This is a genomic window from Sphaerisporangium corydalis (genome assembly GCF_025506355.1).
Lineage (GTDB): Bacteria > Actinomycetota > Actinomycetes > Streptosporangiales > Streptosporangiaceae > Sphaerisporangium > Sphaerisporangium corydalis.
In genome coordinates this window covers 32,579-59,162 of the sequence record NZ_JANZYP010000027.1, presented here as the reverse complement: position 1 = coordinate 59,162, position 26,584 = coordinate 32,579, and the positions used below count along the sequence as shown (strand labels likewise).

Genomic DNA, 26,584 nt, shown 5'->3' with positions numbered 1-26,584 from the left:
GCGGGTCAGGGTGCGGCGTTGAGCAGATCGAGCGCGCTGTGCTGGCAGCTGTGGTTGGTGGGCACGTAGGGCCCGGCCCAGTGGCTGCCGTAGGCGTCGAGCGTGTCGCGATCGGCGGCGTAGGCGGTGTCGGCGTTGCGCCGCAGGTAGGTGTCGTACGCGCCGCCGGTCGCCGCGTTCAGCGCGCCGAGGCCGCGGATCGCCGCGCCCTTGAACGAGACCCCGTCTCCGCCGCAGGTGTTGCTCTCGTTGGGTTCGCGCAGGATCCCGTTGGGGCTGAGGTAGGTGCTGGTGGTGAGCGCGTCGCCGACGCGCCGTGCGGTGGCGAGCGCGCCGGCGTCGCCGGTGAGCCGGTTGAGCTGCACCAGGGCGTTGATCAGCACCCCCTGGTTGTAGGTCCAGGTGGGGGCGCCGTTGTTGCGGCAGGTGGTCAGGTCGATGCCGTCGTTGACGAGGTTCGAGCCGTTGAGCATGCCGGTGCCCTGGAACCAGGTCCAGGCGGCCTGGGCCCGGCCCCGGTAGACGGTGTCACCGGGGACGCGCTGCGACAGCGCGGCGTTGAGCTGGATGTAGAGGCTGTTCTCGATGGCGTTCTTGCTCGCCCGGTCGGTCTTCCACCACACGCCGCCGCCGCAGCGGGTGTCCCAGTAGGCGTACATGTGGTCGGCGTCGGCGCGGGCGGTGTCGAGGTACCGGCTCTCGCCGGTCAGGTCGTAGGCGGCCACCCAGGCCAGGCCCCACCAGCCGGTGTCGTCGAGGAACTCGTTGCGGAACCGGCCCAGCCGCGAGCCGGCGTTCTTGTCGTAGGTGGTGGCGATCGCGTAGCGGTAGCTGCTCATGCCGCTGCGCCGGATGTTGTCGATGATCGCGGTGAGCGCGTTCGCGCTCGTCCACCAGGCGTTGGTGTCGAACAGGCCGGTGGCGCGGTCGTAGCGCATCATGAGCGCGGTCGCGGCGGCGGTCCGCCGGTCCCAGGCGTTCCAGGTGGTGCGCGTCCACGCCGTGCAGGCGATCTCGGGGCGGTCGCCGGCCTTGCCGCAGGCCCGCAGCGCGCCGACGCCCAGGCCGGCCCAGTCGTCGACGTTGAACATGGCCGTGCGGGTGCCCCGGGCCCCGGCCGGGGTGGCGGTGAGACCCAGGCGGCTGTCGGGCCAGGTGCGCCCGCCGTCGAACGAGCGGTCGAGCCACACCTGGTCACCGGGGTTCCCGGTCTCCGCCGACGCCCACGCCATCGCGTCGGTGTCGTCGACGTGCACGGCGAAGCGCCGCCCGTACAGGGTCGCGGCGACCGGCTGCCGGTCGGCCGGGGACAGCGCCGGGTCGCGCCCGTCGCAGTAGCGGTTGCAGATCACCGCGGCGGCCTGGGGGGAGGACGCGGCGGGGGCGGAGGACGCGGCGGCCGGGGCGGCGGGACCGGCGAGCACCAGGCACAACGCCAGCGGAAGAGCCCATCGTTCCATCGTGGCGGCTCCATGAGTGGGGGGTGACCATCGCCGGATCGGCGTGGCGTGGAACCTCGGCACAGCAAAGATGAGGGATCGCCGCTTGTCAATGCCCTCCCCCGGCGCGCCCTCGGTGGCGGACCTCCTTCGGCGCCAGGTTTCGGACAGGCCGGAACGAGGCGCGCCGCATCTGATCCGGCGCCCCTGATCCGGGGGCAGGCGGGTCTGAGCAGGTGCGGGGTGCGAAGGCCTACCGGGTGGTGGCCGGGGGGCGCGTTCCGGCCATTGACTCGATCCGTGACGATTGACTAACTTCGGAGAGCCCACCCTGTGAGATCTTGGATCGACAACGTTGTCACGTCGGCCCGCGACAACGTTGCCACATCCCTGCCTGACACGCGTTGTCAGATCCGCGGAAGGTACCCATGCGCTCGCACCGCACCCCCGTTCCCGCCCCCTCAGAACCCAGGCGAACCGGCCGCCCGCGTCCCCGCCCCCGCGTGCTCCTGGCCGTGGTGGCCGCCGTGATCGCGATGCTGGTGGCAGGCGCGGTGCCCGCCGCGGCTGCCGGTTCCGCCGTGGTCGGCGTGGCCTCCGGCCGCTGCCTGGACGTGGTCGGCAACGTCAAGACCTCCGGCACCGGCGTCAACATCTACGACTGCAACGGGCAGGCCAACCAGGGCTGGACGTTCACCTCGTCCGGCGAGTTCCGGGTGTACGACGCCACGATGTGCCTGGACGTGGTGGGCCAGGACACCACGGCCCCGGCCGCGTTGCAGATCTACACCTGCAACGGCGGGGCCAACCAGAAGTGGCGGATCAACTCCGACGGCACCATCGCCGGCGTGCAGTCCGGCCTGTGCCTGGACGTGAGCGGCGCGGGCACCGCCAACAGCACCCTGGTGGGGCTGTGGACCTGCAACGGCCAGGCCAACCAGAAGTGGACGACGTCGGCGGGAAGCGCCGACACCCAGCCGCCGAGCGTCCCCGGCAACCCCAGGGTGAGCGGCCTGGTGTGCGACGCGGTGACGTTCGCGTGGAACGCCTCGACGGACAACGTCGGCGTGGCGTTCTACGACGTCTACCACGACGGCCAGCTCATGAAGTCGGTGAGCGGCACCACGCTGTCCACCGGCCTCACCGTGGTCGGCGGGGTGACGTGGGGCCTGTACGTCAACGCCCGCGACGCCGCGGGCAACGTCTCGCAGGCGAGCACCACCGTGCCGATCACGCCGCCGCAGTGCCAGGCCGACACCCAGCCGCCGTCCGCGCCCGGCCAGCTCAGGGGCTCGGCGTCCGGTACCACGGTGACGCTGAACTGGACGGCCTCGACCGACGACATCGGGGTCAGGGCGTACGACATCTACCGGGGCGGCGCCAAGGCCGGCACGGTCACCGGCACCGCCACGACGGCCCCGGCCACCACGTTCATCGACAGCGGGCTGGCCGCGAACACCGGCTACCAGTACTACGTGGTGGCCCGCGACGCGCAGGCGAACGTGTCGGCGCGCAGCGGCACCGTGACGGTGACCACCGGCGCGGCGTGCGCCAACCCCGTGTGCGCGGTGACGCAGATCGCGACCGACACCGACATCCCGTGGGGCCTCGCGACGCTGCCGGACGGCACGATCCTCTACACTCGCCGCGACGCCCACGACATCGTCCACCTCAACCCGGCGAGCGGGGCGAAGACCACCGTGGGCACCGTCCCGAACGTGGCCAACACCGACGGCGAGGGCGGGCTCCTCGGCCTGGCCGTCTCGTCCGGTTTCGCGAGCGACCACTGGCTGTACATCATGCACACGACGCCGGCCGACAACCGGATCGTCCGGATCAAGCTGGAGAACGACCGGCTGAACACCGGCACCGAGCAGGTCCTGGTCAGCGGGATCCTGCGCAACAAGTTCCACGACGGCGGGCGCCTGCGGTTCGGCCCGGACGGCAAGCTGTACGCCAGCACCGGTGACGCGCAGAACGGCGACAACGCTCAGAACACCTCCAGCCTCAACGGCAAGATCCTGCGGCTCAACCCCGACGGCACCGTCCCCTCCGACAACCCGTTCGGCAACTACGTGTGGAGCTACGGCCACCGCAACCCGCAGGGGCTGGCGTTCGACTCGCAGGGACGGCTGTGGGAGCAGGAGTTCGGCAACTCCGTCATGGACGAGACGAACCTCATCACCCGGGGCGGCAACTACGGGTGGCCGGCCTGCGAGGGCACGACCGGCAGCTGCGGCACCGCCGGGTTCATCGCGCCCAAGCACACCTACCCCACCGCGGACGGCTCCTGCTCCGGCATCGCCATCGTGCGCGACGTCCTCTACGTGGCCTGCGAGCGCGGCACCCGGATGTACCGCGAGGTGATCAGCGGCAGCGACCTGACCAACGTGCAGGCGTACTTCAACGGCACCTACGGCCGGCTGCGCACCGTGGAGCCCGCCCCCGACGGCGGCCTGTGGCTGACCACCACCAACCTCGGTGACAAGGACAGCACACCGAACAACAGCGACGAGAAACTCCTCCACGTCACCCTCGGCTCCTAGCGCCCCCGAGCCGTCCTGGCGGCACGAGACCCGACGATCACGCGCGGCCCGCCAGGGCGTCCCCACCAGGACGCCCTGGAACGTGTTGGCCCGGCATGGCACGCCTGAGAGGTAGGACGTCAACCTCGTCAGGAGGATCCATGCACACCCGGAAACTGCGAACCCTCGCCATCACGGCGGGTCTCGCGATCGTCGCACTGCTCGGCATCCAGGGCACCGCGTCCGCGGACTCGGTGTCCGACTCGAAGCTTCTCACCATGGGGTCGAGCCAGTTCTTCTCCTTCGGAGCCTTCGGCAGCCCATGGAAGGTCGGCGACTGCCACCTCGAACCCGACAGCTGGGTCGCCATCGAGGGCAACGTCGTGCACCTGCACGCCACGAGCGACACCGATTTCACCAAAGGCGCCGACATCTGGCACAGCCGGTTCGTCTTCAACGACGCCAACCAGCGGACGGTGCTGTCGGTGACGAGCTCGGCCTTCGACTCGCCCCGGATGGTGCCCTCCGACGGCCGTTCCTCAGGCGCCAGCGACATCTACGTGTGGGACCGCTTCGTGCGGGTGACCTCGGGGATCCCGGGCGGCATCTTCTCCGTCAGGTGGTTCTCCTCCTGCTGACCGTCCCGGCGTGACAGCACCGCGTGGCGACCGCCGCGCGCCCCTGCCGGCGCGCGGCGGTCCTTCTTCGATCGCGGCGGCGCGATCGTTTCGTTCGGTGTCGAAACGTTCCGGGCGTAGCGTCGAATCACGGGGCCTCCCCAGGGGGCCCGGATCACAACCAGGTCGTCGTCCCCGGCGGATGGATCTTGGTTGTGTCGATGAACGTCCAAGTTTCCGCAGATCGAAGGTGCGGCGTCACGCGCCGGGACGGTCATGGCGTGATCTTTGGAGAGGCCTTTCTCCATCGTTCCCGCCCGGACCGTCGCCGCCGGCGTCGCCGCACCGACCAAGGAGCGCTGCCCATGAGCGAGCACCAGCCGACACCGCGCGTGGTGACCGATCATCCCGAGCGGATCCCCGGTTACACCTACGGCACCGACGAGGCCACCTCCTCCCCGCTGACCCTGGAGGACCTGGCGCGGCTGAAGGAGGCGGTGTGGCTCACCGCCGACGACGAGCGGGCCCTGCGCGAGGCCGCCGAGATCCTCGCCGACCAGGCCGACGACATGGTGACCGCCTACCGGACGCGCCTGGGCGGACTGCCGTGGATGCGGCCCTACTCCGGGCATCCCGACGGCACCCCCAACCCCGAGTACGGCGCCGCGAGCAAGCCGCGTTTCGACCGTTTCATCATCGACGCCTGCACGCGCCCGCTGGACCAGGACTGGCTGGACTACCAGCACGAGATCGGGCTGCGGCACACCCGCGCCAAGAAGAACGCCACCGACCACGCCGACTCGATCGACCACATCCCCATGCGCTACCTGCTCGCCTTCACCGCCGTCGTCATCGCCACGGCCCGCGAGTACCTCGCCGCCAAGGGCGCACCGGCCGAGCAGGTCGACCGCATGCATTCGGCCTTCACCAAGTCCGTCATGCTGCACGTCACCGTGTGGACCCGCCCCTACGTCGACGCCGCCAACTGGTGACCCACCGGCGGACCGGCCCGGCCGGGCCGCGCGCCCCGGACGATCGGAGGGAAACGATGAGCAGGGAGATCATCAGGGTCGAACCCCTGTCGACGTACCTCGAAAGGTGGAAGGCGCCGACCTCGGCCGTCACCCGGAGCGGCGACACGATCTACGTCTCCGGCCTGCCGCCGTTCGACCCCGAGACCGGCGAGGTGGCGGAGTCCGCGCCGGTGGAACGTCAGGCCGAACTCGTGCTGGACCAGCTCAAACTCTGCCTGGAGACGGCGGGCTCGTCCCTGGGGAACGTCCTGAAGTGCAACGTGTACTGCACGTCGGTCGAGAAGTTCGCGGCGGTCAACGCGATCTACGCGCGATACTTTCCCGAGGACCCGCCGGCCCGGATCTTCGTGTGCGTTCCCGCGTGGCCAGGACCCTTCGACATCGAAGTGGACTGCGTCGCCACCAGGTGACCGCGCGGAGAAAAAGTGCCGGGCGGATCTCACGTTTCCCGTCCGGCGGACGTCTTCCTGGTAGAAGAGGGCCGCACCGGCGGCCCCCGGGCTGGGAAGGACGAGCCGGCATGACCAGGACCCACACCATCATCGCGTCGCCGCTGGGCGACCTGCTCGCCGTCGCCGAGGACGGCGTGCTGAGCGGGCTGTACTTCGAACGGCACCTTCGCGGCCCGAAGCCCGAGGACCGGGGCACCTACCAGGAGACGGGCTTCGAGGAGGTCCGCCGCCAGCTCGGCGAGTACTTCGCCGGCGAGCGTACCCGGTTCGACCTGCCGCTGGCCCCCGCCGGGGACGAGTTCCAGCAGCGGGTGTGGAAGCTGCTGATGGAGATCCCCTTCGGCGAGACCCGCTCGTACGGGGACCTGGCACGGCGGCTCGGGAACGTGTCGCTCGCGCAGGCGGTCGGCGCCGCGAACGCCCGCAACCCGCTGTCGGTGATCGTGCCGTGCCACCGCGTGGTGGGCGCGGACGGCGGCCTGACCGGGTACGCCGGAGGCCTTCAGCGCAAGCGGTTCCTGCTCGACCTGGAGGAGCCCGCCGAACGCAAGGCGGCCCGGCTGTTCTGACCACAGGATGTGACCATGCGACCCTTCGAACAGATCGTGACCGAGCACGGTCCGATGGTGCTGCGCGTGTGCCGGGCCGTCGTCGGGCCGCAGGACGCCGAGGACGCCTGGTCGGAGACCTTCCTGTCCGCGCTCAAGGCGTACCCGGACCTGCCCGCCGACGCGAACGTCGAGGCGTGGCTGGTGACGATCGCCCACCGCAAGGCCATCGACGTCGTCCGCGCGGCCGCCCGCAGGCCCACTCCGGTGGACGCGCTGCCGGAACGCCCGGCACGCGCCGGCCGGCCGGAGGACTGGGACGGCGACCTGTGGCGGGTGCTCAAGGCGCTGCCCGACCGGCAGCGCCGGGCGGTGGCCTACCACTACCTGGCCGGGCTGCCGTACAAGGAGATCGCCGCCCTGTGCGGCGGGAGCGCCGACGCCGCGCGCAGAGCGGCGGCCGACGGCGTCAGGACCCTGCGCACCACCTACCCGAGCCCGACCGACCAGAGGGGAGTGACCCGATCATGACCGCATCCGACCCCAGGACCGGGCGCCTATTCACGGCGCTGCCCGTCCAGGACGACCCCGCGATGGCCCGGCTGCACGAGCGTCTCGTGGAGCGGGCACGGCAGGAGGGCGTCCTCGACGTCGCCTACCGCACGCTGGACACCCCCGTCGGCACCCTGTTGCTGGCCGCCACCGCCCAGGGCCTGGTGAAGGTCGCCTACGCCGTCCAGGACCACGACGCCGTCCTGCGGCAACTCGCCGGCAGCGTGAGCCCCCGCATCCTTTCCGCCCCGGCCCGCCTGGACGACACCAGCCGGCAGATCGATGAGTATTTCGCCGGGCGGCGCACCCGGTTCGAGCTGCCGCTGGACTGGCGGCTGTCCACGGGGTTCCGGCGCGAGGTGCTCCGGCACCTGTGCGACATCGGCTACGGCCGCACCGAGAGCTACGCCCAGGTGGCGTCCGCCGCCGGCAGCCCGCGTGCGGTCCGCGCGGTGGGCACGGCCTGCGCCACCAACCCGCTGCCGCTGGTAGTGCCGTGTCACCGGGTCGTGCGCTCCGACGGCTCCGCCGGGGGGTACGCGGGCGGGGCCGACGCCAAGCACACCCTGCTGGCCCTGGAGGCGACGCCGTGAACGCGAAGGCCCGCCACCGGTGGATCCCGGTGGCGGGCCCTGCGGTCTAGGTGGCCGGCACCAGCCCGTCCACGCCGGCGGGCACCGGCCGGGGAAGCTGCTTGGCGAGGGGGGCGGGCGGGCCGGCGGCCTGGACCGGGGCGTCGTCGACGGCCACGAAGCGCAGCTCCGAGGTGTAGCGGTCGCCCTTGTCGTCGGTCAGCCAGGTCTGCTCGGGCGTGGGCTGCATCTCGCTGATGGTGAGCCGCCCGCCGGGGTCGTCGCGCTGGAGCCGGCGCACGGCCTTGGCGAAGATGTTCACGTACACCGGGCTGTGGAAGTCCACGTAGAACGGCCGAGGCTCGGTGGGCGACACCACGAACACGTAGCGCGGCAGGTCCTGCGCCTCGCGCCACCGCCCGGCCCGGACGAACCGCTTCGCCTCGTTCTTCTCGTCGGCGAAGTCCATCGTCGAAGGGTCGAACCGCCAGGTCTCCCGCGCCACCATCATCCGGTCGATCGTCACCCGGGGGAAGTGGTCGACGTCCTCAGGCACGATGCGGAACATGTCGAGCACCAGCATGGTCAGGCCCTGCGAGAAGATGTTCACAAGGTCGAACACGTTCCCGTCGGGCAGCACGGCGACGAGGCGGCCGTCGTCGTCCCGCACGACGACGTCGGCGCTCGGGATCGTGCGCGGGCGGTGCGGGTCGGCGCTGGAGTCCGCCAGCGCGACGCAGTAGTCCTGGTCGCGGACGAGCGAGTACCGGGTGCGGGCCGACAGCCGCGCGCGGTGCTCCTTGGGCTGCAACGGCATCAGGCGCGGCCCGGGGTGGTCGAGGTCAGTGAGCCCGATCAGCTCGTCGCGGTCGGGGTGCTGGTTGACGAAGAGCGACGCGCCGAGCGTGTTGATGGCCAGGTGCAGCTCCCCGAGGGCGAGCTCGAACTCCCCCCGGTTCACCGCCTCGGCGTCGTCGGCGACGACCAGCACGTCCGGGCAGGCGTACCGGGCCGTGGCCCACCCCTCGTCGGCGGGCTCGCCGAAGGCCTCGCGTACCCGGCCGGCGATGTCCGCCCGGGTCAGGCGCACGTGCCGCTCGCCGGGCGTCAGGCGCAGGATGTCCTCCCAGCACTTCGCGAACTCCCGCTTGAGGTCCTCGGCGTCGGCGACGACGCCGCTGTGCAGCATGGGGATGCACGCGAACCAGAAGGTGGCCAGGTCCAGGGGGGTGTCGCCGAGGTTCCGGGTCTCCTCGGCGTACACCTGGCGGGCGCGGGCCATGACCCGCCGCGCCAGGCCGGCCGTCAGCCAGGCCCCTCCGGACAGCAGCAGGTCCAGCGGGCCGAGGGCGTCGAGCAGCTCGGTGCCGACCCGGACCCGGGCGGCGCGCGTGCTGTCGGAGTAGATCAGCGCCCGGCAGGGAGCGTTGCCCCCGCCCTTCTGGCGTTGCGCGGCGACCTGGGTCAGCTCGGTGAACTCGCCTTCGAGCGTCTCCATGGCGGCCACGAGCGCCTCGGGGTCGCCCGCCGCGTCGCGGACCCGGTCCCGGCCGCGTTCGAGGACCGCCAGCTTGGCCAGGGCCCGCTCGCGGACGACGGGGTCGCCGATCTGGGCGAGGAGCCCGGCCAGCCGGCGTTCGGGGTAGGTGTCGGCGGGCACGTCGAGCCGCCACACGATGTAGCGGCGCCTGACCAGCGTCTCGAGCACGCCGCGCACGTCGACGTCGTCGCCGAGTTCCCGCTGGATGGCGTGCGCCGTCCGGGTGCCGTCGCAGAGCCCGAGCACCTCCTGCTCGACAGGGCCGACCCGTACGGGGGGCAGGCCCGGAAGGCTCACCTCGGCGCCGTCGGTCCGTACGAACGGCATCCGGTGCGGTGCGAGCCACTCCCGCACCGCCGGGTCCTCGCTGACGCTGCGTGCCAGCGCGTCGACCGCCCAGCTCGCGAAGTACACGCCGGATCTGGCGATCAGCCCGGTCCCCGGCTCGACCTGCACGCCGCGTATCGACCGGTCCCACTCCCCCCAGCCCACCGGGCCGAAGAACCCGATGGTGTCGTTCTTCACGCAGAACCGCTGCCAGTAGTGCGCCACCAGTTCCTCGCGCTGCCGCGCCATGCTCGGCCGCTTGCCCCCCTCGGGCGTCCACCGCAGGAACGGGCCGATCCCGGACTTCAGGACCGTGCGGTTCTGCCAGGCCACCGCCGTCTGGAACAACGGCAGGCCGGCGATCTCCTGCAGCACCCCCGACACCGACAGCGCCGCGTCCCCGAACCGCTTCTCGAACTCGTCCCACCTGGGCCCGGAAAGCTCCCCCGTGCCGAACCCGCCGGCCGCGGCGGCGAGGCCTTCGGGTGCCAGGCGCAGCACCCCCGAGGCGGGAAAGCCGGGTCCCCGTACCGAGATCTGGGTCCACAGCCGCCATTGGCCGACGTACGGCGCCGATGCGTCGTTCATGTCCGGTCTCTCCGTTCAGTTGAGGCTGGTGCCGTCGCCCGGCAGTCCGCCGGCGAGGCCGGCGACGGCGGTGGCGAGGTCGATGGGCGTGGGGCAGGCGAACACCAGCGCGACGGGGATGTCGGTGTCGAGTGCGGCGCGCAGCCGGGCGATGATCTGGAAGGCGGTCATGGAGTCCCCGCCCTCCTCGTAGAAGTCGCTGTCGGGTCCGAGCCCGTCGTGGCGAAGCGTCTCCTGGTACACGCCCACGATCAGCTCGGTCAGGTCCTCGATGGAGGTCATGTCGCCGGTGTGGGTCATGTCGTCGGTGTAGGCGAGGTCGTCGTTCGTCGTCGTCATGGGTTCCGCCCTTCCAAGGCCGGGGAGGTGAGCTGGTGGTGGTGGACGTCCTGTTCGGGGTGACGGCCGCGGGTCAGGCGCCCGGGCCGGCGTGGGCCGGAGCGTGCGCAAGGAGGGCGGTCCGGTCGGTCTTGCCGCTGTGGGTGGTGGGCATGGTCTCGAGGCGGTGGAACCGCCGGGGCATCAGGTGGGGCGGCAGGGTGAGCGCGAGGTGCGCGCGCAGCGCCGCGTCGGTGACGCCGGCGAGCGCGCCCATGACGTGGGCGACGAGGTGGACGCGGCCGCGTTCGTCGGCGGCGGAGGTGACCACCGCCCCGGTCACGGCCGGATGGCCGAGCAGGGCGCCTTCGACCTCGGCCGGCTCCACGCGGTAGCCCCGGATCTTGACCTGCCTGTCGTCGCGGCCGAGGAACTCAAGGACGCCGCCGGGGCCGCGCCGGGCCAGGTCACCGGTCCGGTACAGGCGGGCGCCCGGCGGGCCGCAGGGGTCGGGGACGAACCGCTGGGCGGTCAGGGCGGGCCGGCCGCCGTAGCCGCGTGCCACGCCCGCGCCGCCGATGTAGATCTCGCCGGTCGCGCCGTCGGGGACCGCGCGCATGCCCGGGTCGAGCAGACGGACCGTCACCCCGTCGATGGGGGTGCCGATCAGGTCGGCCTCGGTGTCCGGCCGAGGGGGGACGTCGTGGCGGGTCGAGGTGATCGTGCATTCGGTCGGCCCGTAGTGGTTGACCAGCCGGCCGGCGGTCAGCCGCCTGCCCCCGGCCGAGAGGAAGGGGCGCAGCGACTCCCCGGCGCACAGGATCAGGCCGACGCCGCCGAGCCGTGCGGCGACGTCCTCGTCCTGGGCCAGAGCGGTCAGCAACGTCGGGGTGCTGCTCAGGATGGCGTTGACGCCGTGGTCCTCCACGGCGGCGGCCAGGGCGGCGGGACGCAGCAGGGTGGAGCGGGGCAGCAGGATCAGGCGGCCTCCCGCGGCCAGCGGCGCGAAGACGCCACGGATCGAGGCGTCGTAGCCGAACGGCGCGAGCTGCAGCGCGGCGGTGTGCGGGCCGAGCCCGCCGTCGGCGACGATGAACCGCAGGTACGCGCCCAGCCCGCCGTGCTCGATCATGACGGGGTTGGGGGTGCCGGTCGACCCCGAGGTGTGGCTGATGTAGGCGAGCGAACGCGGCGGGACGTGCGCCGGGAGCGTGGCCCCGGCCGTGCCGCCCAGGTCGTCGATCAGGATGGCGGGGCCGCCTATGGGCAGGGCGAGCCGTCCGGCGAGCGCGGCGGTGGTGATCTGGAACCGGGTGTCCACGCCGGCGGCCATCGCGTGCAGGCGCTGGACCGGCTGCCCGGGGTCGAGGGTGAGGAACGCCCCGCCGGCGCGCATGACGGCGGCCATCGCGATCACGGCGTGGACGTCGTCCTCGACGGCGACGGCGCAGCGGCTCTCGGCGCCGACTCCTGCGGCGGCCAGCGTCCGGGCCAGGCGCTCGATCCGGTCGGTGAGCTCCCGGTAGGAGATGACGGCCCGCTGCGTCACGATCGCGGGTGCGTGGGGTGCGCGGACGGCGTGGCCGCGGATGTCATCGACGATGGTCCCCTGAGTGGCCTGGTCCGCCGAAAGGAGCCTTTTCATGCCGCCGAACGTAAGGCGGCAATGGCGATTAACGCAATCATCCGGCCCGGGAAATGGCGGCTTTCGCATTCCGATAAGGCGTGTTCATCCAGGCCATCGGCGGTGCGGGAATTCGCTGGGCAGAAGTGCCCAGGGGCCCGTGGACGGAACCACCCAGCTGGCAGGACAGGTGCGGGCTGACAGGCTGGTGAATGCTCGATATGAGAGAAACCGCACCTGTGGAGATGATGGGTAGGGCCCGATGACGAATGTCAGGTCAGCGGATGAAGCGCGAATTCTTCGCATCTGGCGAGACGTCTTCGCCACGGATCGAATCGAGGGCGACAGCGAATTCGGCACACTCGGCGGCGCGGACGACACCGCCGGGCGGATCACGAAGGCGACGCCGCCTCCGGCGGCCGGTGGTATCCGGGAACCGGTGCGGCGGGTCAGGCGGGGCGGGGTCTCGCAGGGGCCCCGGCCGGGGGCGAGGGGCGGGCGGGTGCCGTTGTCGTCGGCGCAGCAGCGTCTGTGGTTCCTGGACCAGCTGGAGCCCGGCGGTGACGAGTATCTGATCCGGGTGGCCCTGCGCCTGACCGGGGACCTGGACGTGGCCGCGCTGCGAGGGGCGCTGTCGCACCTGGTGGCACGGCACGAGGTGCTGCGCACCCGGTTCGCGGCCGACGAGGACGGCCGGCCGTACCAGATCGTCGACCCGCCGGCGCCGGTCGCGGTGACGGTCACCGACCTGACCGGTCAGGACCAGGCCACGGTCACCGCACAGGTGAACGCCGCCGCCTCGGCCCCCTTCGACCTGGCCACCGGCCCGCTGCTGCGCACCGCGGTCCTGCGCACCGGACCCCGCGAGGCCGTCCTGGTCGTCTGCCTGCACCACATCGTGTTCGACGGCTGGTCGGAGGCCATCTTCGCCCGCGAGCTGGCCCGCCTCTACACCGCGGCCACCACCGGCGCCCCCGCCGCCCTGCCCGACCCGCCCGTCCAGTACGCCGACTACGCCGCCTGGCAGCACCAGCGGCTCACCGGTGACCGCCCGCGGGCACAGCTGGCCTACTGGCGCGCCCAGCTCGACGGCCTGCGGCCTCTTGAGCTGCCCACCGACCGGCCCCGCCGCCCCGCCCGGGACCGCGAGGGCGACGCGGTCGCGTTCACCATTCCCGCCGACACGCTCACCGCCCTGCGCCGCATCGCCGCCAAGGCACGGGCGAGCCTGTTCATGGCGTTGCTGGCCGGTTTCCAGGTGATGCTGTCGCGTTACACCGGCCAGGAGGACGTCGCCGTCGGCACCCCCACCGCCGGACGCACCCACACCGAGACCGAGAACCTCATCGGCCTGTTCGTCAACAGCCTCGTCCTGCGCACCGACCTGTCCGGCGACCCCACCTTCACCGACCTCCTGCACCGCGTCAGGAACACCGCCCTGGCGGCCTACGAGCACCAGGACCTCCCCTTCGAGCGGATCGTCGAGGAGCTCGCCCCGCAGCGCGACCTGACGCGCAACCCGCTGTTCCAGGCCATGATCGTCCTGCAGACCACCTCCGCGCGCCAGATCTGGACGCTGCCCGGCCTGGACGTCCACCAGGTCCCGCTGCGGGCGACCGGCTCGCAGGTGGACCTCACCTTCGACCTCACCCTGCAGGAGGACCACAGCGCCAAGGGTTTCCTCTACTACCCCACCGACCTGTTCGACCGGGCCACCGCCGAGCGCATGGCCGGCCACTACCTCACCCTGCTCCGGTCCCTCGCCGACGACCCGGCGGCCCGGTTGTCGCGGGCCGGCATGCTGAGCGAGGCCGAGCGGCGGCGGATGCTGGTCGACTGGAACGACACCCAGGGACCCTTCCCCGCCGACCAGACCATCCACCAACTGATCGCCGCCCAGGCCGCCATCCGGCCCGACGAACCCGCCGTCGTCCACGACGGCCGGACCCTCACCCACCGCGCGCTCGACCAGCGTGCCAACCAGCTCGCCCACCACCTGCGCACCCACGGCATCGGACCGGAAACCCTCGTCGCCGTCCTGCTCGACCGCACCCCCGACCTCATCGTCACCCTCCTGGCCATCCTCAAAGCCGGCGCCGCCTACGTTCCGCTCGACCCCGACTACCCCGCCGACCGCCTCACCTACATGCTCGACGACACCGCCGCACCCCTGGTCATCACCCAGGAAAGCCTCGCCGGGCGGCTCCCTGAGCACGTCGCCCGCGTTCTCGTCGACACCCAGTGGCCCGAGGTGGCGGCCTTCCCCACCACCGAACCCCCGCCGCTGGCGACACCGCGCGACCTCGCCTACGTCATCTACACCTCCGGGTCCACCGGCAGGCCCAAGGGCGTCATGATCGAGCACCAGGGCGTCGTCAGCTACATGGCGGGGATGCAGGCGGCGTTCCCGATCCACGCGGGCGAGAGTTTCCTGCAGGCCACGCCGGTGACCTTCGACGTCTCCGCGTACGAGATCCTGTGGCCGCTCTGGCAGGGGGGCACGGTCGTCCTGGTGCCGGGGGCGTCCCGCCTGGACATGGCGCACGTGGGGTCGCTCATGCGCCGTCACCGCGTCGTCGGGCTGCATTTCGTCCCCAGCCTGATGGACATGTTCGTCGCCCAGGCCGACCCGGCGGACTGCACCACCCTGCGGTACGCGTTCTGCAGCGGCGAGGGCCTGCCGGAAGTGCTGGTGCGGCGGTTCGCCGACCGGTTCGGCGACGGCCTGATCAACCTCTACGGCGCCACCGAGGTGTCGGTGGACACGACGTACTGGCACGCCTCGCCGGACTCCCCCGTCCTGGCCGGTCGCCCGATGATGAACCAGACGGTGTACGTGCTGGACCGTTCGCTGCGGCCGGTGCCCGTCGGCGCGGTGGGCGAGGTCTACCTCGGGGGGCGGTCCGTCGGCCGGGGCTACCTGCGCCGGCCCCGGCTGACCGCGGAACGCTTCCCCGCCGACCCGTTCACGGGTGACCGCGGCGCCCGCATGTACAAGACGGGCGACCTCGGCCGGTTCACCGCCGGCGGTGAACTCGACCTGCTGGGCCGCATCGACGGCCAGCTCAAGCTGCGCGGCGTGCGCGTCGAGCCGGGTGAGATCGAGGCGGTCCTGCTGTCGCACCCCGGCGTGGCGGCCTGCGCCGTCGTGGCGTGGCAGGACGGCGCCGGTGACAAGCACCTGGTGGCGTACTGCGTGCCGGCGACCGGTGACCTGGAGGTCGCCGGGCTGCGCGCCCTGTGCCGGGAGTCGCTGCCGCCGGCGATGGTCCCGGCCGTGTTCATGACGCTCGCGGCGCTCCCCCTGTCCGCCAACAGCAAGGTGGACCGCAACAGGCTGCCCGCGCCCGATGCCGCGGACCTCGCGCCCAGCGCGGCGCACGTGGCGCCGCGCGACGAGATCGAGGGGGCGCTCGCCGAGGTGTGGGCCGATCTGCTCGGCGTGGACCGCGTCGGCGTGCACGACAACTTCTTCGAGGTCGGCGGCCACTCGCTCCGCGCGGTCCAGCTGGTCAACCAGGTGGACCGGCTGACCGGCATCCGCATCAGCCTCAGGGGCCTGTTCCTGTCGCCGTCGATCGCCGGCATCAAGGCCCAGTTGCTCGAACTGATCGACGCCCAAGGTGAGGAATAGTCATGGAAAACGGCTCGACGCAGGCGCGTCTGCTCTCCCGTATCCGGCACCAGCAGGCCCGTCACCTGCCCGTGCGGGATCATTCGAAGCCGGTGCCGTTGTCCTCGGCCCAGCGGGGACTGTGGTTCCTGGACCAACTGCAGCCCGGCCGCGACGACTACGTGGTCCCGATCGCCCTGCGTCTCGCCGGGACGCTGGACGTGGCGGCACTGGAAGAGGCACTGTCGCGGCTGGTGGCACGCCATGAGGTGCTGCGCACCCGGTTCGTCGCCGACGACACCGGTCAGCCGCACCAGATCATCGACCCCCCGGCACCGGTCGCCCTGGCGGTCACCGACCTGACCGGCCACGACCAGGCCACCGTCACCGCCCACGTCAACGGCCTCGCCGCCACCCCCTTCGACCTCGCCACCGGCCCGCTACTCCGCGCCACCGTCCTGCACACCGCACCCGACCAGGCCGTCCTGGTCATCTGCCTGCACCACATCGTCTTCGACGGCTGGTCGGAAGCCATCCTCACCCGCGAACTCGGCCACCTCTACACCGCTGCCATCGGCCACGACCAGGCACCTCTCCCCGCCCTGCCGGTGCAGTACGCCGACCACGCCACCTGGCAGAACGGGCAGCTCGCCACCGACCGCCTCCAGGCCCAGCTCGCCTACTGGCGCACCCGGCTCGACGGCCTGCAGCCTCTGGAGCTGCCCACCGACCGGCCCCGGCGGGCCACCCGCGGCGGTCGCGGTGACGCGGTCCGCTTCACCGTCCCCGCCGACACCGTGACGGCCCTGCGCGACATCACGGCGGGGGCGGGGGCGAGCCTGTTCATGACCCTGCTCGCCGGCTTCCAGGTCATGCTGTCCCGCTACACCGGACAGGACGACATCGCCGTCGGCACCCCCACCGCCGGACGCACCCACACCGAAACAGAGAACCTCATCGGCCTGTTCGTCAACAGCCTCGTCCTGCGCACCGACCTCACCGGCGACCCCACCTTCACCGACCTGCTCCATCGCGTCAAAGACACCGCCCTGACCGCCTACGACCACCAGGACCTCCCCTACGAACGCATCGTCGAAGAACTCGCCCCGCAGCGCGACCTGACGCGCAACCCCCTGTTCCAGGCCATGCTCGTGCTGCAGGCCGCCACGGAAACCCCGGGCTGGACGCTTCCCGGCCTCACCATCACCCCCGCCCCCGTCACCGGCGGCCTCGCCAAGTTCGACCTCAACCTGTCGCTGCGCGAGGTGGACGGCGAACTGGCCGGGCACTTCGACTACCCGACCGACCTGTTCGACCGGGCCACCGTCGAACGCATGGCCGGCCACTACACGACCCTGCTGTCCCACCTCGCCGACCGGCCCACGACCCCCCTGTCCCAGGTCAGTATGCTCGGCGACGCCGAGCGGGACCGGATCCTGGTGGAGTGGAACGACACCGAGGGGCCGTTCCCCGCCGGCCAGACCATCCACGGGCTGGTGGCGGCGCGGGCCGAGGCCCACCCGGACGAGCCCGCCGTCGTCTTCGGGGACCAGGTGCTCACCCACGGGCGGCTCAACGCCCGGGCCAACCGGCTGGCGCACCACCTGCGGTCCCGCGGGGTCGGCCCGGAGGTCCTGGTGGGGGTGTTCCTGGAGCGCGGCCCCGACCTGGTCGTCACGCTGCTGGCGATCCTGAAGGCCGGCGGCGCCTACCTCCCCCTGGACCCCGAGTACCCGGCCGAGCGGCTGACCTTCATGCTGGACGACGCCGCCGTGCCCCTGGTCGTCACCCAGGAAAGCCTCGCCGGGCGGCTCCCCGGCCATGTCGCCCGCCTGCTCGTCGACACCCAGTGGCCCGAGGTGGCCACCTGCCCGGCGACCGACCCCCCGCCGCTGGCCACCCCGCGCAACCTCGCCTACGTCATCTACACCTCCGGGTCCACCGGCAGGCCCAAGGGCGTCATGATCGAGCACGAGGGGGTGGTGAACTACCTGCACTGGTGCGACCAGGCCTATCCGCCCGCCGGTGAGCTGGGCACGCTGCTGTACTCGCCGGTCGCCTTCGACCTCACCGTCACCGCGTTGTTCCTGCCCCTGATGCAGGGGCTGCCGATCGCGGTGCCGGTGCCCCGGCCGGGAGAGTCGGCGTTCGCCGCCGCGGTGGAGCGGCTGCTGTCGGGGGCGTCGGTCAGCTTCCTGAAGATGACCCCCTCGCACGCCGAGCTGCTGGTCTCCTCGGCCCAGGCGGACGGGGTGAAGCTCTCCGTCCGCACGCTGGTGCTGGGCGGCGAGGAGCTCACCGCCGACCTGGCCCGGCGGCTGCTGGCGGTGTGCGAGCCCGGCGCCGTCATCTACAACGAGTACGGCGCCACCGAATGCTCCGTCGCCAACGTCATGTCGGCCACCGTCCAGGTCGGCGACGACGTCACCGGCGCGATCACGGTCGGCACGCCCATCACCAACACCACGGCCTACGTGGTGGACGCCCACGGCCTGCCGGTCCCCGTCGGCGTGGCCGGGGAGTGCCTGCTGGGCGGCATCTGCGTGGCGCGGGGCTACCTCAACCGTCCCGAGCTGACCACGGAGAGGTTCGTCGAGCTGGAGCTCGGCGGGCACCGGCGGCGCCTGTACCGGACCGGCGACCTGTGCCACTGGCTGCCCAGCGGGGAGCTGGAGTTCATCGGGCGCATCGACACCCAGGTCAAGCTGCGCGGGTACCGGATCGAGCTCGGCGAGATCGAGGCCACCCTGGCCGGCCACCCCGCCGTCGGCGCCGCCGCGGTCACCGTCCGCGAGGACACCCCGGGCGTGCAGCGGCTGGTCGCCTACCTGGTGCCCGTTCCCGGCGCCGCGCCGCCCGGCGCGGCGGAGCTCAAGGCCCACGCCGCCCGCACCCTGCCCTCGTACATGATCCCTGCCGCGTTCGTGCCCCTGTCCGCCCTGCCGCTGACCCCCAACGGGAAGACCGACCACAAGGCCCTGCCGGCCACGGGCACGGCGCACGACACCGCGCGCACCCCGCCGCGTACGCCCGCCGAGCGCCTTCTCGCCGGCATCTGGCAGGACGTCCTCGGGGTCACCGATCCCGGGGCGCACGACAACTTCTTCGACCTCGGCGGACACTCGCTGCTCGCCTTCAAGGTCGTCTCCCGCCTCCGCCGCGAGCTGGCCGTGGAGGTGCCCCTGCGGGCGTTGTTCCAGGCCCCCACCATCGCCGCGCTGGCCGCTCTGCTGCCCGGCATGGGCGCCGCCGCCCAGGAGGAGTCGCGGCCGGTGCCGCGTGACCATTCGAGGCCGGTGCCGTTGTCCTCGGCCCAGCGGGGACTGTGGTTCCTGGACCAGTTGCAGCCCGGCCGCGACGACTACGTGGTCCCGATCGCCCTGCGCCTGGACGGCACCCTGGACCTGGCCGCACTGGAGGAGGCACTGTCACACCTGGTGGCACGGCACGAGGTGCTGCGCACCCGGTTCGTCGCCGACGACACCGGCCGGCCCCACCAGATCATCGACCCCCCCACCCTCGTCACCGTGACGGTCACCGACCTCACCGGCCACGACCAGGCCACCATCACCGCCCACGTCAACAGCCTCGCCGCCACCCCCTTCGACCTGGCCACCGGCCCGCTACTCCGCGCCACCGTCCTGCACACCGCACCCGACCAGGCCGTCCTGGTCATCTGCCTGCACCACATCGTCTTCGACGGCTGGTCGGAAGCCATCCTCACCCGCGAACTCGGCCACCTCTACACCACCGCCACCGGCCACGACCAGGCACCCCTCCCCGCCCTCCCCGTCCAATACGCCGACCACGCCACCTGGCAGGACCGGCAGCTCGCCACCGACCACCTCCAGACCCAGCTCGCCTACTGGCGCACCCAGCTCGACGGGCTGCGACCCCTGCACCTGCCCACCGACCGGCCCCGCCGCCCCGCCCGCGCCGGCCACGGGGACGCCGTCGCCTTCGCCGTCCCGTCCGCCACCGTCACCGCCCTGCGCGACCTCGCCACCGGCGCCAACGCCAGCCTGTTCATGACCCTGCTCGCCGGTTTCCAGGTCATGCTGTCCCGCTACACCGGACAAGACGACATCGCCGTCGGCACCCCCACCGCCGGACGCACCCACACCGAAACAGAGAACCTCATCGGCCTGTTCGTCAACAGCCTCGTCCTGCGCACCGACCTCACCGGCGACCCCACCTTCACCGACCTCCTGCACCGCGTCAAAGACACCGCCCTCACCGCCTACGACCACCAGGACCTCCCCTACGAACGCATCGTCGAAGAACTCGCCCCCCAACGCGACCTCACCCGCAACCCCCTCTACCAAGCCATGCTCGTCCTGCAGACCACCACCGAAACCCCCACCTGGACCCTCCCCGGCCTCACCATCACCCCCGCCCCCATCACCGGCGGCCTCGCCAAATTCGACCTCAACCTGACCCTCCACGAGACCGGTGACGGCCTCACCGGGAACATCGACTACCCCACCGACCTGTTCGACCGGGCCACCGTCGAACGCATGGCCGGCCACTACACGACCCTGCTGTCCCACCTCGCCGACCAGCCCAAGACCCCCCTGTCCCAGGTCAGCATGCTCAGTGACGCCGAGCAGCGCGCCATCGCGGCGTGGGGGGCCACGGCCACCATCCCCGCCGAGGTCCGCGGCGTCCCGTCCGGGGCCGCCCAGGTCCGTGTGGTCGACCACCGCGACCTGCCGGTGCCGGTCGGCGTACCCGGGGAGCTGCTGGTCGGCGGCGAGAACCCGTACCGCACCGGCGACCTGGTGAGCTGGTCACCGTCCGGCGAGCTGCGGTTCGCGGGGCGCGGCGAGGACCAGGTGGTCGTGCGCGGGGACCGCGTCGCGCTGGGCGACGTCGACACGGCGCTGACCGCCCACGACGCCGTCGCGGAGGCCGCGACCGCCGTCCACGACGGCGAACTGGTCGCCTACGTGGTGCCCGCCGGACCGGCGGCGCCCGAGGAGCCGGAACTGCGGGCGTTCCTGAGCGGGCGGCTGCCCGCCTCCATGCTGCCGTCGGCCTACGTCACGCTGCCCCGGCTGCCGCGCACGGCGGCGGGCGACCCCGACCGGGGCGCCCTGCCGGCGCCCGAGGCCCGACCGGCGTCCGCGTCGGCGCCGCACAGCGCGGCGGAGAAGGTCATCGCCGGCATCTGGCGGGAGGTCCTGGGCGTCACCGACGTCGGCGTGACCGACAACTTCTTCGCGCTCGGCGGCGACTCGATCATCAGCCTGCAGGTGATCGCGCGGGCGAAGAAGTTCGGCATCCAGCTCACGCCGAGGATGTTCTTCCAGCACCAGACGGTCGCGGCCATCGCCGCGAACGCCCGGTCCACCAGTCCCATCCTGGCCGACCAGGCCAAGCTCGTGGGAGAGGTGCCGCTCACGCCGATCCAGCACTGGTTCTTCGAGCTGGAGCTGCCCGACCCCTCCCACTTCAACCAGGCCGAGCTGCTGGAGACCGACGGCCTGGACGGCGCGGTCCTGCGGCGCGCGCTGCTGACCCTCATCGAGCACCACGACGCGCTGCGCCTGCGGATCAGGCGGGACGGCGGGGCGTGGCGCCAGTACCTCGACGGCGACCCCGGCCCCGGCGTCCTGGCCTGCCACGACCTGTCGCCGCTGGACGACGACGAACTGTGGCCGAGGATGGCGGGCATCGCCGACGAGGCGCAGCGCGGGATGGACCTGGACGGCGGGCCGGTGATCCGCGCCGCCCTGATGGAGCTCGGCCCCGGTCGCGGCCAGCGGCTGCTCATCGCGATCCACCACCTGGCGGTCGACGGCGTCTCCTGGCGGATCCTGCTGGAGGATCTCGGCACCGCCTACCGCCAGGCGGCCGAGGGACGCGACCCGCTGCTGCCGGCCAAGACGACGTCCGTGCGGACCTGGGCGGAGAAGCTCGCGGCCCACGCGAGGTCGGCCGGCGCGCTCGGCGAGCTCGGCTACTGGGCCTCGCAGGGCGAGCAGCGGGCGCTGCCGCGCGACCACGACGGCGAGAACACCACGCGTTCCTCGGCCGCCGTCACGGTCGCGCTGAGCGAGAGCGAGACGTCCTCCCTGCTGCAGGACGTGCCCCGGGCGTTCCACACCCAGATCAACGACGCGCTGCTGAGCGCGGTGGGCGCCGCGGTGCACGCCTGGACCGGGGACGACACCGCTGGGATCAGCCTGGAGGGCCACGGGCGGGAGGACCTGTTCCCCGACGTGGACACCTCGCGAACGGTGGGCTGGTTCACCAGCGTGTTCCCCATCAACCTGCACGGCATGTCGGAGACCGACCCGGTCATCCTGCTCAAGAACGTCAGCGAGCAGCTCGGGGAGATCCCCCGCCGGGGCGTCGGCTACGGCATCCTGCGGTACCTGGGCGACGCGAACGCGCGGCGGTCCCTGGCACACCGCGCCCCAGAGATCAACTTCAACTATCTGGGGCAGTTCGCCGCCGGCGTCACCGGCCTCGGCCGGCACGCGGGACCGCATGAGCCCAGGGGCGGTTCCATCGGCGCGGCCGGGACGCGCCGTCACCTCCTGGACATCCTGGCGGCCGTGGAACACGGCCGGCTGAGCGTCGAGATCTCCTACTCCACGGCGATCCACGACGTCACCACCGTCGAGCGCCTCGCCGGGGACATCGCCCGCAACCTCCGCGCGTTGCTCGGCGTCGCCGCCGACCAGAGCGAGGGAATCGGCGCCGCGCCCGCGTATCTCCCGCTGGCGGAACTCAACGAGGACGAGATGGCCGCGATCATGAAGAGGTTCAGCGCATGAGCACCCCCAACGTCGAAGACATCTACGGCCTGTCGCCCATGCAGTTCGGCATGCTGTTCCATTCGGTGCGCGACAGCCAGGGCGTCAGCCCGTACCAGGTCCAGATGATCGAGAAGATCGCCGGGCCGCTCGACGACGAGCGGTTCCTGGACGCCTGGCAGCACCTCGTCGACCGGCACTCCATCCTGCGCAGCGCGTTCGTGTGGCAGGACGTGTCGACGCCCGTGCAGGTCGTGCAGCGTACGGCGAAGCTGCCGCGCGAGACGCTCGACTGGCGCGACCGCGACCCGGCGGAGCAGGACGCGTGCCTGAAGCGGCTGGCCGCCGACGACTGGGACCAGGGCTTCGACCTGTCCCGGCCGCCGCTGCTACGAGTGCGGATCATCAGGACCGCCGACGACAGCCGCCTGATCATGTGGTCGTTCCACCACATCCTGCTGGACGGGTGGAGCATCCAGCTCCTGAAGAAGGAGCTGTTCGCGATCTACCGGGCCACCGTCGAGGGCAGGGAGCCCGGCCTGCCGCCGGCCATCCCCTACGTCCGGTACGCGAAGTGGCTGCACGAACAGCCGTCGGCGCGCGCGCGGGAGTTCTGGCGCGGCTACCTCCAAGGCGTCAGCGAGGCGACCGAGCTGGTGGCGACCCGCCCCGGCACGGACTCCGGGGTGGCCGAACTGGAGATCTCCCTCGGCGCGGAGCTGTCGGGCGCGGTGCGCCGGTTCGCCAGGGAGCAGCGGATCACGGTCAACACCGTGGTCCAGGGCGTGTGGTCGGCCCTGCTGTCCCGGTACAGCGGCCGCGACGACGTGCTGTTCGGCGCCACGACCTCGGGCCGGTCGGTGTCCCTGCCCGGCATCGAGTCGATGGTGGGGCTGTTCATCAACACCCTGCCGGTGCGCGCCCGGGTCGACGGCCGGGCGACGGTCGGCGCCTGGCTGCGGGACCTGCAGGACCAGCAGACCGAGCTGCGGGAGTGGGAGCACTGCCACCTGGTGGACGTGCAGGAGTGCAGCGACGTCCCCCGGGGCAAGCCGCTGTTCCAGTCCATCCTGGTGTTCGAGAACTATCCGGACCTGCGCGGCTCCGACAGCCTGCCGGAGGGGGTCGACTACCGGCCGGTCGGCTGCGTGGAGCGCACCGGTTACCCGCTCACGGTGGTGGTGTCGGCCGACGAGGTCGTGGAGGTCAAGTTCGCCTACGACCGTGCCCTGTTCGACGCGGGGACGATCGAGCGCCTGGCGGGGCACTTCGAGGCACTGGTGAGCGGCTTCGTGGCGGCCCCGCAGGCCCCGCTGTCGCAGGTCGGCATGCTGACCGAGGCCGAGCGGCGGCGGATGCTGGTCGACTGGAACGACACCCAGGGACCCTTCCCCGCCGACCAGACCATCCACCAGCTGATCGCCGCACAGGCCGCCATCCGGCCCGACCAGCCCGCCGTCCTGTATGACGGCCGGACCCTCACCCACCGCGCGCTCGACCAGCGCGCCAACCAGCTCGCCCACCACCTGCGCACCCACGGCATCGGACCCGAGACCCTCGTCGCCGTCCTGCTCGACCGCACCCCCGACCTCATCGTCACCCTCCTGGCCATACTCAAAGCCGGCGCCGCCTATCTCCCCCTGGACCCCGACTACCCCGCCGACCGCCTCACCTACATGCTCGACGACACCGCCGCACCCCTGGTCATCAGCCAGGAAAGCCTCGCCGCACGGCTCCCCGGCCACATCACCCCTCTCCTCGTCGACACCGGCTGGCCACAGATCGCGGACCTCCCCACCACCGAACCCCCGCCGCTGGCCACCCCCGGCAACCTCGCCTACGTCATCTACACCTCCGGCTCCACCGGCAGGCCCAAGGGCGTCATGATCGAACACGAGGGGGTGGTGAACTACCTCCACTGGTGCGACCAGGCCTACCCCGCGACCGGCGACATCGGGACGCTGCTCTACTCGCCGGTCGCCTTCGACCTCACCGTTACCGCGCTGTTCCTGCCCCTCATGCAGGGCCTGCCGGTCGCGATCCCGGTCCCCCGGCCCGGGGAGTCCGCGTTCGCGGCCGCGGTCGAGGAGCTGCTGTCCGGCACCCCGGTCAGCTTCCTGAAGATGACCCCCTCGCACGCCGAACTCCTGGTCTCCTCGGCCGAGGCGGCCGGCGTTGAGCTCGCCGTGCGCACCATGGTGCTGGGCGGCGAGGAGCTCACCACCGACCTGGCCCGGCGGATACTCGGCGTCTGCGCACCCGGCACCGTCATCTACAACGAGTACGGCGCCACCGAATGCTCCGTCGCCAACGTCATGTCGGCCACCGTCCAGGTCGGCGGCGACGCCACCGGGCCGGTCTCGGTCGGCGTCCCCATCACCAACACCCAGGCCTACGTGGTCGACCAGGACGGCCGGCCCGTACCCCCCGGTGTCGCCGGGGAGTGCCTGCTCGGCGGCGTGTGCGTCGCCCGCGGCTACCTCAACCGGCCCGAGCTCACCAGCAGGAAGTTCGCCGTCCACGACCTCACCGGAACCCCGCAACGGCTTTACCACACCGGCGACCTGTGCCGGTGGCTCCCCGACGGGCGGCTGGAGTTCATCGGCCGCATCGACACCCAGGTCAAGCTGCGCGGGTACCGCATCGAACTCGGCGAGATCGAGAACACCCTGATCGACCACCCGGCCGTCGCGGCCTCGGCCGTCACCGTCCGCGAGGACACCCCGGGCGTGCAGCGGCTCGTCGCCTATCTCGTGCCCGTTCCCGGCGCGGCGCCGCCCGGCCCCGACGACCTCAGGACCCACGCCGCCCGCACGCTCCCCCCGTACATGATCCCCGCGCAGTTCGTGACCCTGCCCGTGCTCCCGCTCACCCCCAACGGCAAGATCGACCGTGCCGCCCTGCCCGCGCCCACCGCTACCCAGCCCGTCGTCCGCACCCCGCCCGCCACCGCCACCGAGCACCTCATCGCCGCCATCTGGCACGACGTCCTCGGCACCCCCGACCCCGGCGTGCACGACGACTTCTTCGACCTCGGCGGGCACTCGCTCCTCGCGTTCAAGGTCATCTCCCGCCTGCGCCGCGCCGGCCGCCCGGCGACGCTGCAGCAGGTCATGGCCCATCCCACCATCCACGAACTGGCGCGCGCGCTCAGCGAGACCGCGCGCGAGCGCGGCGGGCTGATCACCGAGGTACGGCCGGGGCGCACGGCGGCCACCGAGCGGCCCAACCTGTTCTGCGTCCATCCCGGCGGCGGCCAGATCCACTCCTACCAGGCGCTGGCCGACGAACTGGAGGGACGGTTCCGCGTCCTCGGCGTGCGGGCGGCCGGTCTCACCGACGGCGAGGCAGGCGGCGAAGCGCCGCTGGAGGACATCGGCGCCATGGCCGAGCGCTACTGGAAGGAGATCGCGAACCTGCAGCCCGAGGGCCCCTACCGGCTCCTCGGCTGGTCGGCCGGCGCGGTGATCCTGCACGAGATGGCCGCGACGCGTCCCGGCGACGTCGCCTCGGCGCTCCTGCTGGAGCCCGCCGTCACCGGGCCGTACCGCAGGGAAAGGTTCAACGAATTGGCCGGGATATTCGGGCGGGCCGAGTCGCTGTGGCGGCGCGGGCAGGCCGAGAACGGCGAGGCGCGGGAAAGGACGCGAAAAGCGCTGAAACTCCTGGCCGGTCCGATGAACATCGACGCGGACTCGGTGGATCTCGATGAATGGCTGCCGTACAACGTCCTGCGCGCGGAATCGCGCGCGCTGGCCGATTATCAGGCCGTCGTCTCGCGGGCCCGGGCCACCCTCGTGGTGAGCGAGGAGATCGAGCGGGCCGGGCAGGAACTGATGCCGGACGGCGACCGCGAGGGCTATGTGGCGCACTGGAGGCGGCGCTACCCCGCCGGCCTGCGGATCGTCGACCTAGCCGGTGACCACTACGACATGGTGAAGACCAGGGAATCGGTGTCGGCGATAGCCGCGGCGCTCGGCGCGGGGCCGGAAACGCCCGCGAATCAGGGGACATAACTAACCAGTAATGGCCGGGTCCGGATCGCGACATAATCAAAACATCAGAAGTCCG

At 72.1% G+C, this 26,584-nt stretch carries 14 protein-coding genes; 10 read left to right on the top strand and 4 right to left on the bottom strand.

What is annotated here, in order from left to right; all coding sequences use genetic code 11:
• Positions 1–5: 5 nt before the first annotated feature.
• Entirely contained in the window at positions 6–1,460 is a 1,455-nt protein-coding gene (locus NYZ98_RS19695) for a glycoside hydrolase family 76 protein (RefSeq protein WP_262844290.1), read from the bottom strand.
• A gap of 482 nt (positions 1,461–1,942) precedes the next feature.
• On the opposite strand from NYZ98_RS19695, the gene NYZ98_RS19690 reads away from it, so the two are divergent.
• From NYZ98_RS19690 to NYZ98_RS19660, 7 genes are all read left to right on the top strand, one after another.
• On the top strand, positions 1,943–3,985 hold the full coding sequence (locus NYZ98_RS19690; protein ID WP_262844289.1) for a PQQ-dependent sugar dehydrogenase: 2,043 nt from the start codon (positions 1,943–1,945) through the stop codon (positions 3,983–3,985).
• 140 nt (positions 3,986–4,125) lie between these two features.
• On the top strand, positions 4,126–4,602 hold the full coding sequence (locus NYZ98_RS19685) for a hypothetical protein (protein ID WP_262844288.1): 477 nt from the start codon (positions 4,126–4,128) through the stop codon (positions 4,600–4,602).
• 344 nt (positions 4,603–4,946) lie between these two features.
• On the top strand, positions 4,947–5,573 hold the full coding sequence (locus tag NYZ98_RS19680; protein WP_262844287.1) for a protoglobin domain-containing protein: 627 nt from the start codon (positions 4,947–4,949) through the stop codon (positions 5,571–5,573).
• Positions 5,574–5,629: 56 nt separating this feature from the next.
• Positions 5,630–6,025: a RidA family protein gene (locus NYZ98_RS19675; RefSeq protein ID WP_262844286.1), complete on the top strand. Its 396-nt coding sequence runs from the start codon at positions 5,630–5,632 to the stop codon at positions 6,023–6,025.
• A 110-nt stretch (positions 6,026–6,135) separates the two neighbouring features.
• Positions 6,136–6,636 carry a methylated-DNA--[protein]-cysteine S-methyltransferase gene (locus NYZ98_RS19670; RefSeq protein WP_262844285.1) on the top strand — a complete coding sequence of 167 codons (501 nt, stop codon included), beginning with the start codon at positions 6,136–6,138 and terminating at the stop codon, positions 6,634–6,636.
• 15 nt (positions 6,637–6,651) lie between these two features.
• The gene (locus NYZ98_RS19665; protein WP_262844284.1) at positions 6,652–7,146 is read left to right on the top strand and encodes an RNA polymerase sigma factor; all 495 of its coding nucleotides are present in this window, start codon (positions 6,652–6,654) and stop codon (positions 7,144–7,146) included.
• The gene (locus NYZ98_RS19660; protein WP_262844283.1) at positions 7,143–7,760 is read left to right on the top strand and encodes a methylated-DNA--[protein]-cysteine S-methyltransferase; all 618 of its coding nucleotides are present in this window, start codon (positions 7,143–7,145) and stop codon (positions 7,758–7,760) included. Before NYZ98_RS19665 ends, NYZ98_RS19660 begins: the two co-directional genes overlap by 4 nt.
• Positions 7,761–7,806: 46 nt before the next feature.
• Here the strand turns inward: NYZ98_RS19660 and NYZ98_RS19655 are convergent, their stop codons facing one another.
• From NYZ98_RS19655 to NYZ98_RS19645, 3 genes are all read right to left on the bottom strand, one after another.
• Complete coding sequence (locus NYZ98_RS19655) at positions 7,807–10,194, bottom strand: lantibiotic dehydratase family protein (RefSeq protein ID WP_262844282.1); 2,388 nt, start codon at positions 10,192–10,194, stop codon at positions 7,807–7,809.
• A gap of 15 nt (positions 10,195–10,209) precedes the next feature.
• Positions 10,210–10,533 carry an acyl carrier protein gene (locus NYZ98_RS19650; protein WP_262844281.1) on the bottom strand — a complete coding sequence of 108 codons (324 nt, stop codon included), beginning with the start codon at positions 10,531–10,533 and terminating at the stop codon, positions 10,210–10,212.
• Positions 10,534–10,606: 73 nt separating this feature from the next.
• Complete coding sequence (locus NYZ98_RS19645; protein ID WP_262844280.1) at positions 10,607–12,157, bottom strand: amino acid adenylation domain-containing protein; 1,551 nt, start codon at positions 12,155–12,157, stop codon at positions 10,607–10,609.
• A 481-nt stretch (positions 12,158–12,638) separates the two neighbouring features.
• Here NYZ98_RS19645 and NYZ98_RS19640 point away from each other — a divergent pair, with 481 nt between their 5' ends.
• The 3 genes from NYZ98_RS19640 to NYZ98_RS19630 are packed head-to-tail and all read left to right on the top strand — an operon-like array spanning position 12,639 to position 26,529.
• The gene (locus NYZ98_RS19640) at positions 12,639–15,770 is read left to right on the top strand and encodes a non-ribosomal peptide synthetase (RefSeq protein WP_262844279.1); all 3,132 of its coding nucleotides are present in this window, start codon (positions 12,639–12,641) and stop codon (positions 15,768–15,770) included.
• A 2-nt stretch (positions 15,771–15,772) separates the two neighbouring features.
• Positions 15,773–22,534 (top strand): non-ribosomal peptide synthetase, encoded by a 6,762-nt coding sequence (locus tag NYZ98_RS19635; RefSeq protein ID WP_262844278.1) that lies wholly within the window; start codon positions 15,773–15,775, stop codon positions 22,532–22,534.
• On the top strand, positions 22,531–26,529 hold the full coding sequence (locus NYZ98_RS19630; protein ID WP_262844277.1) for an amino acid adenylation domain-containing protein: 3,999 nt from the start codon (positions 22,531–22,533) through the stop codon (positions 26,527–26,529). Before NYZ98_RS19635 ends, NYZ98_RS19630 begins: the two co-directional genes overlap by 4 nt.
• Positions 26,530–26,584 lie beyond the last annotated feature (55 nt).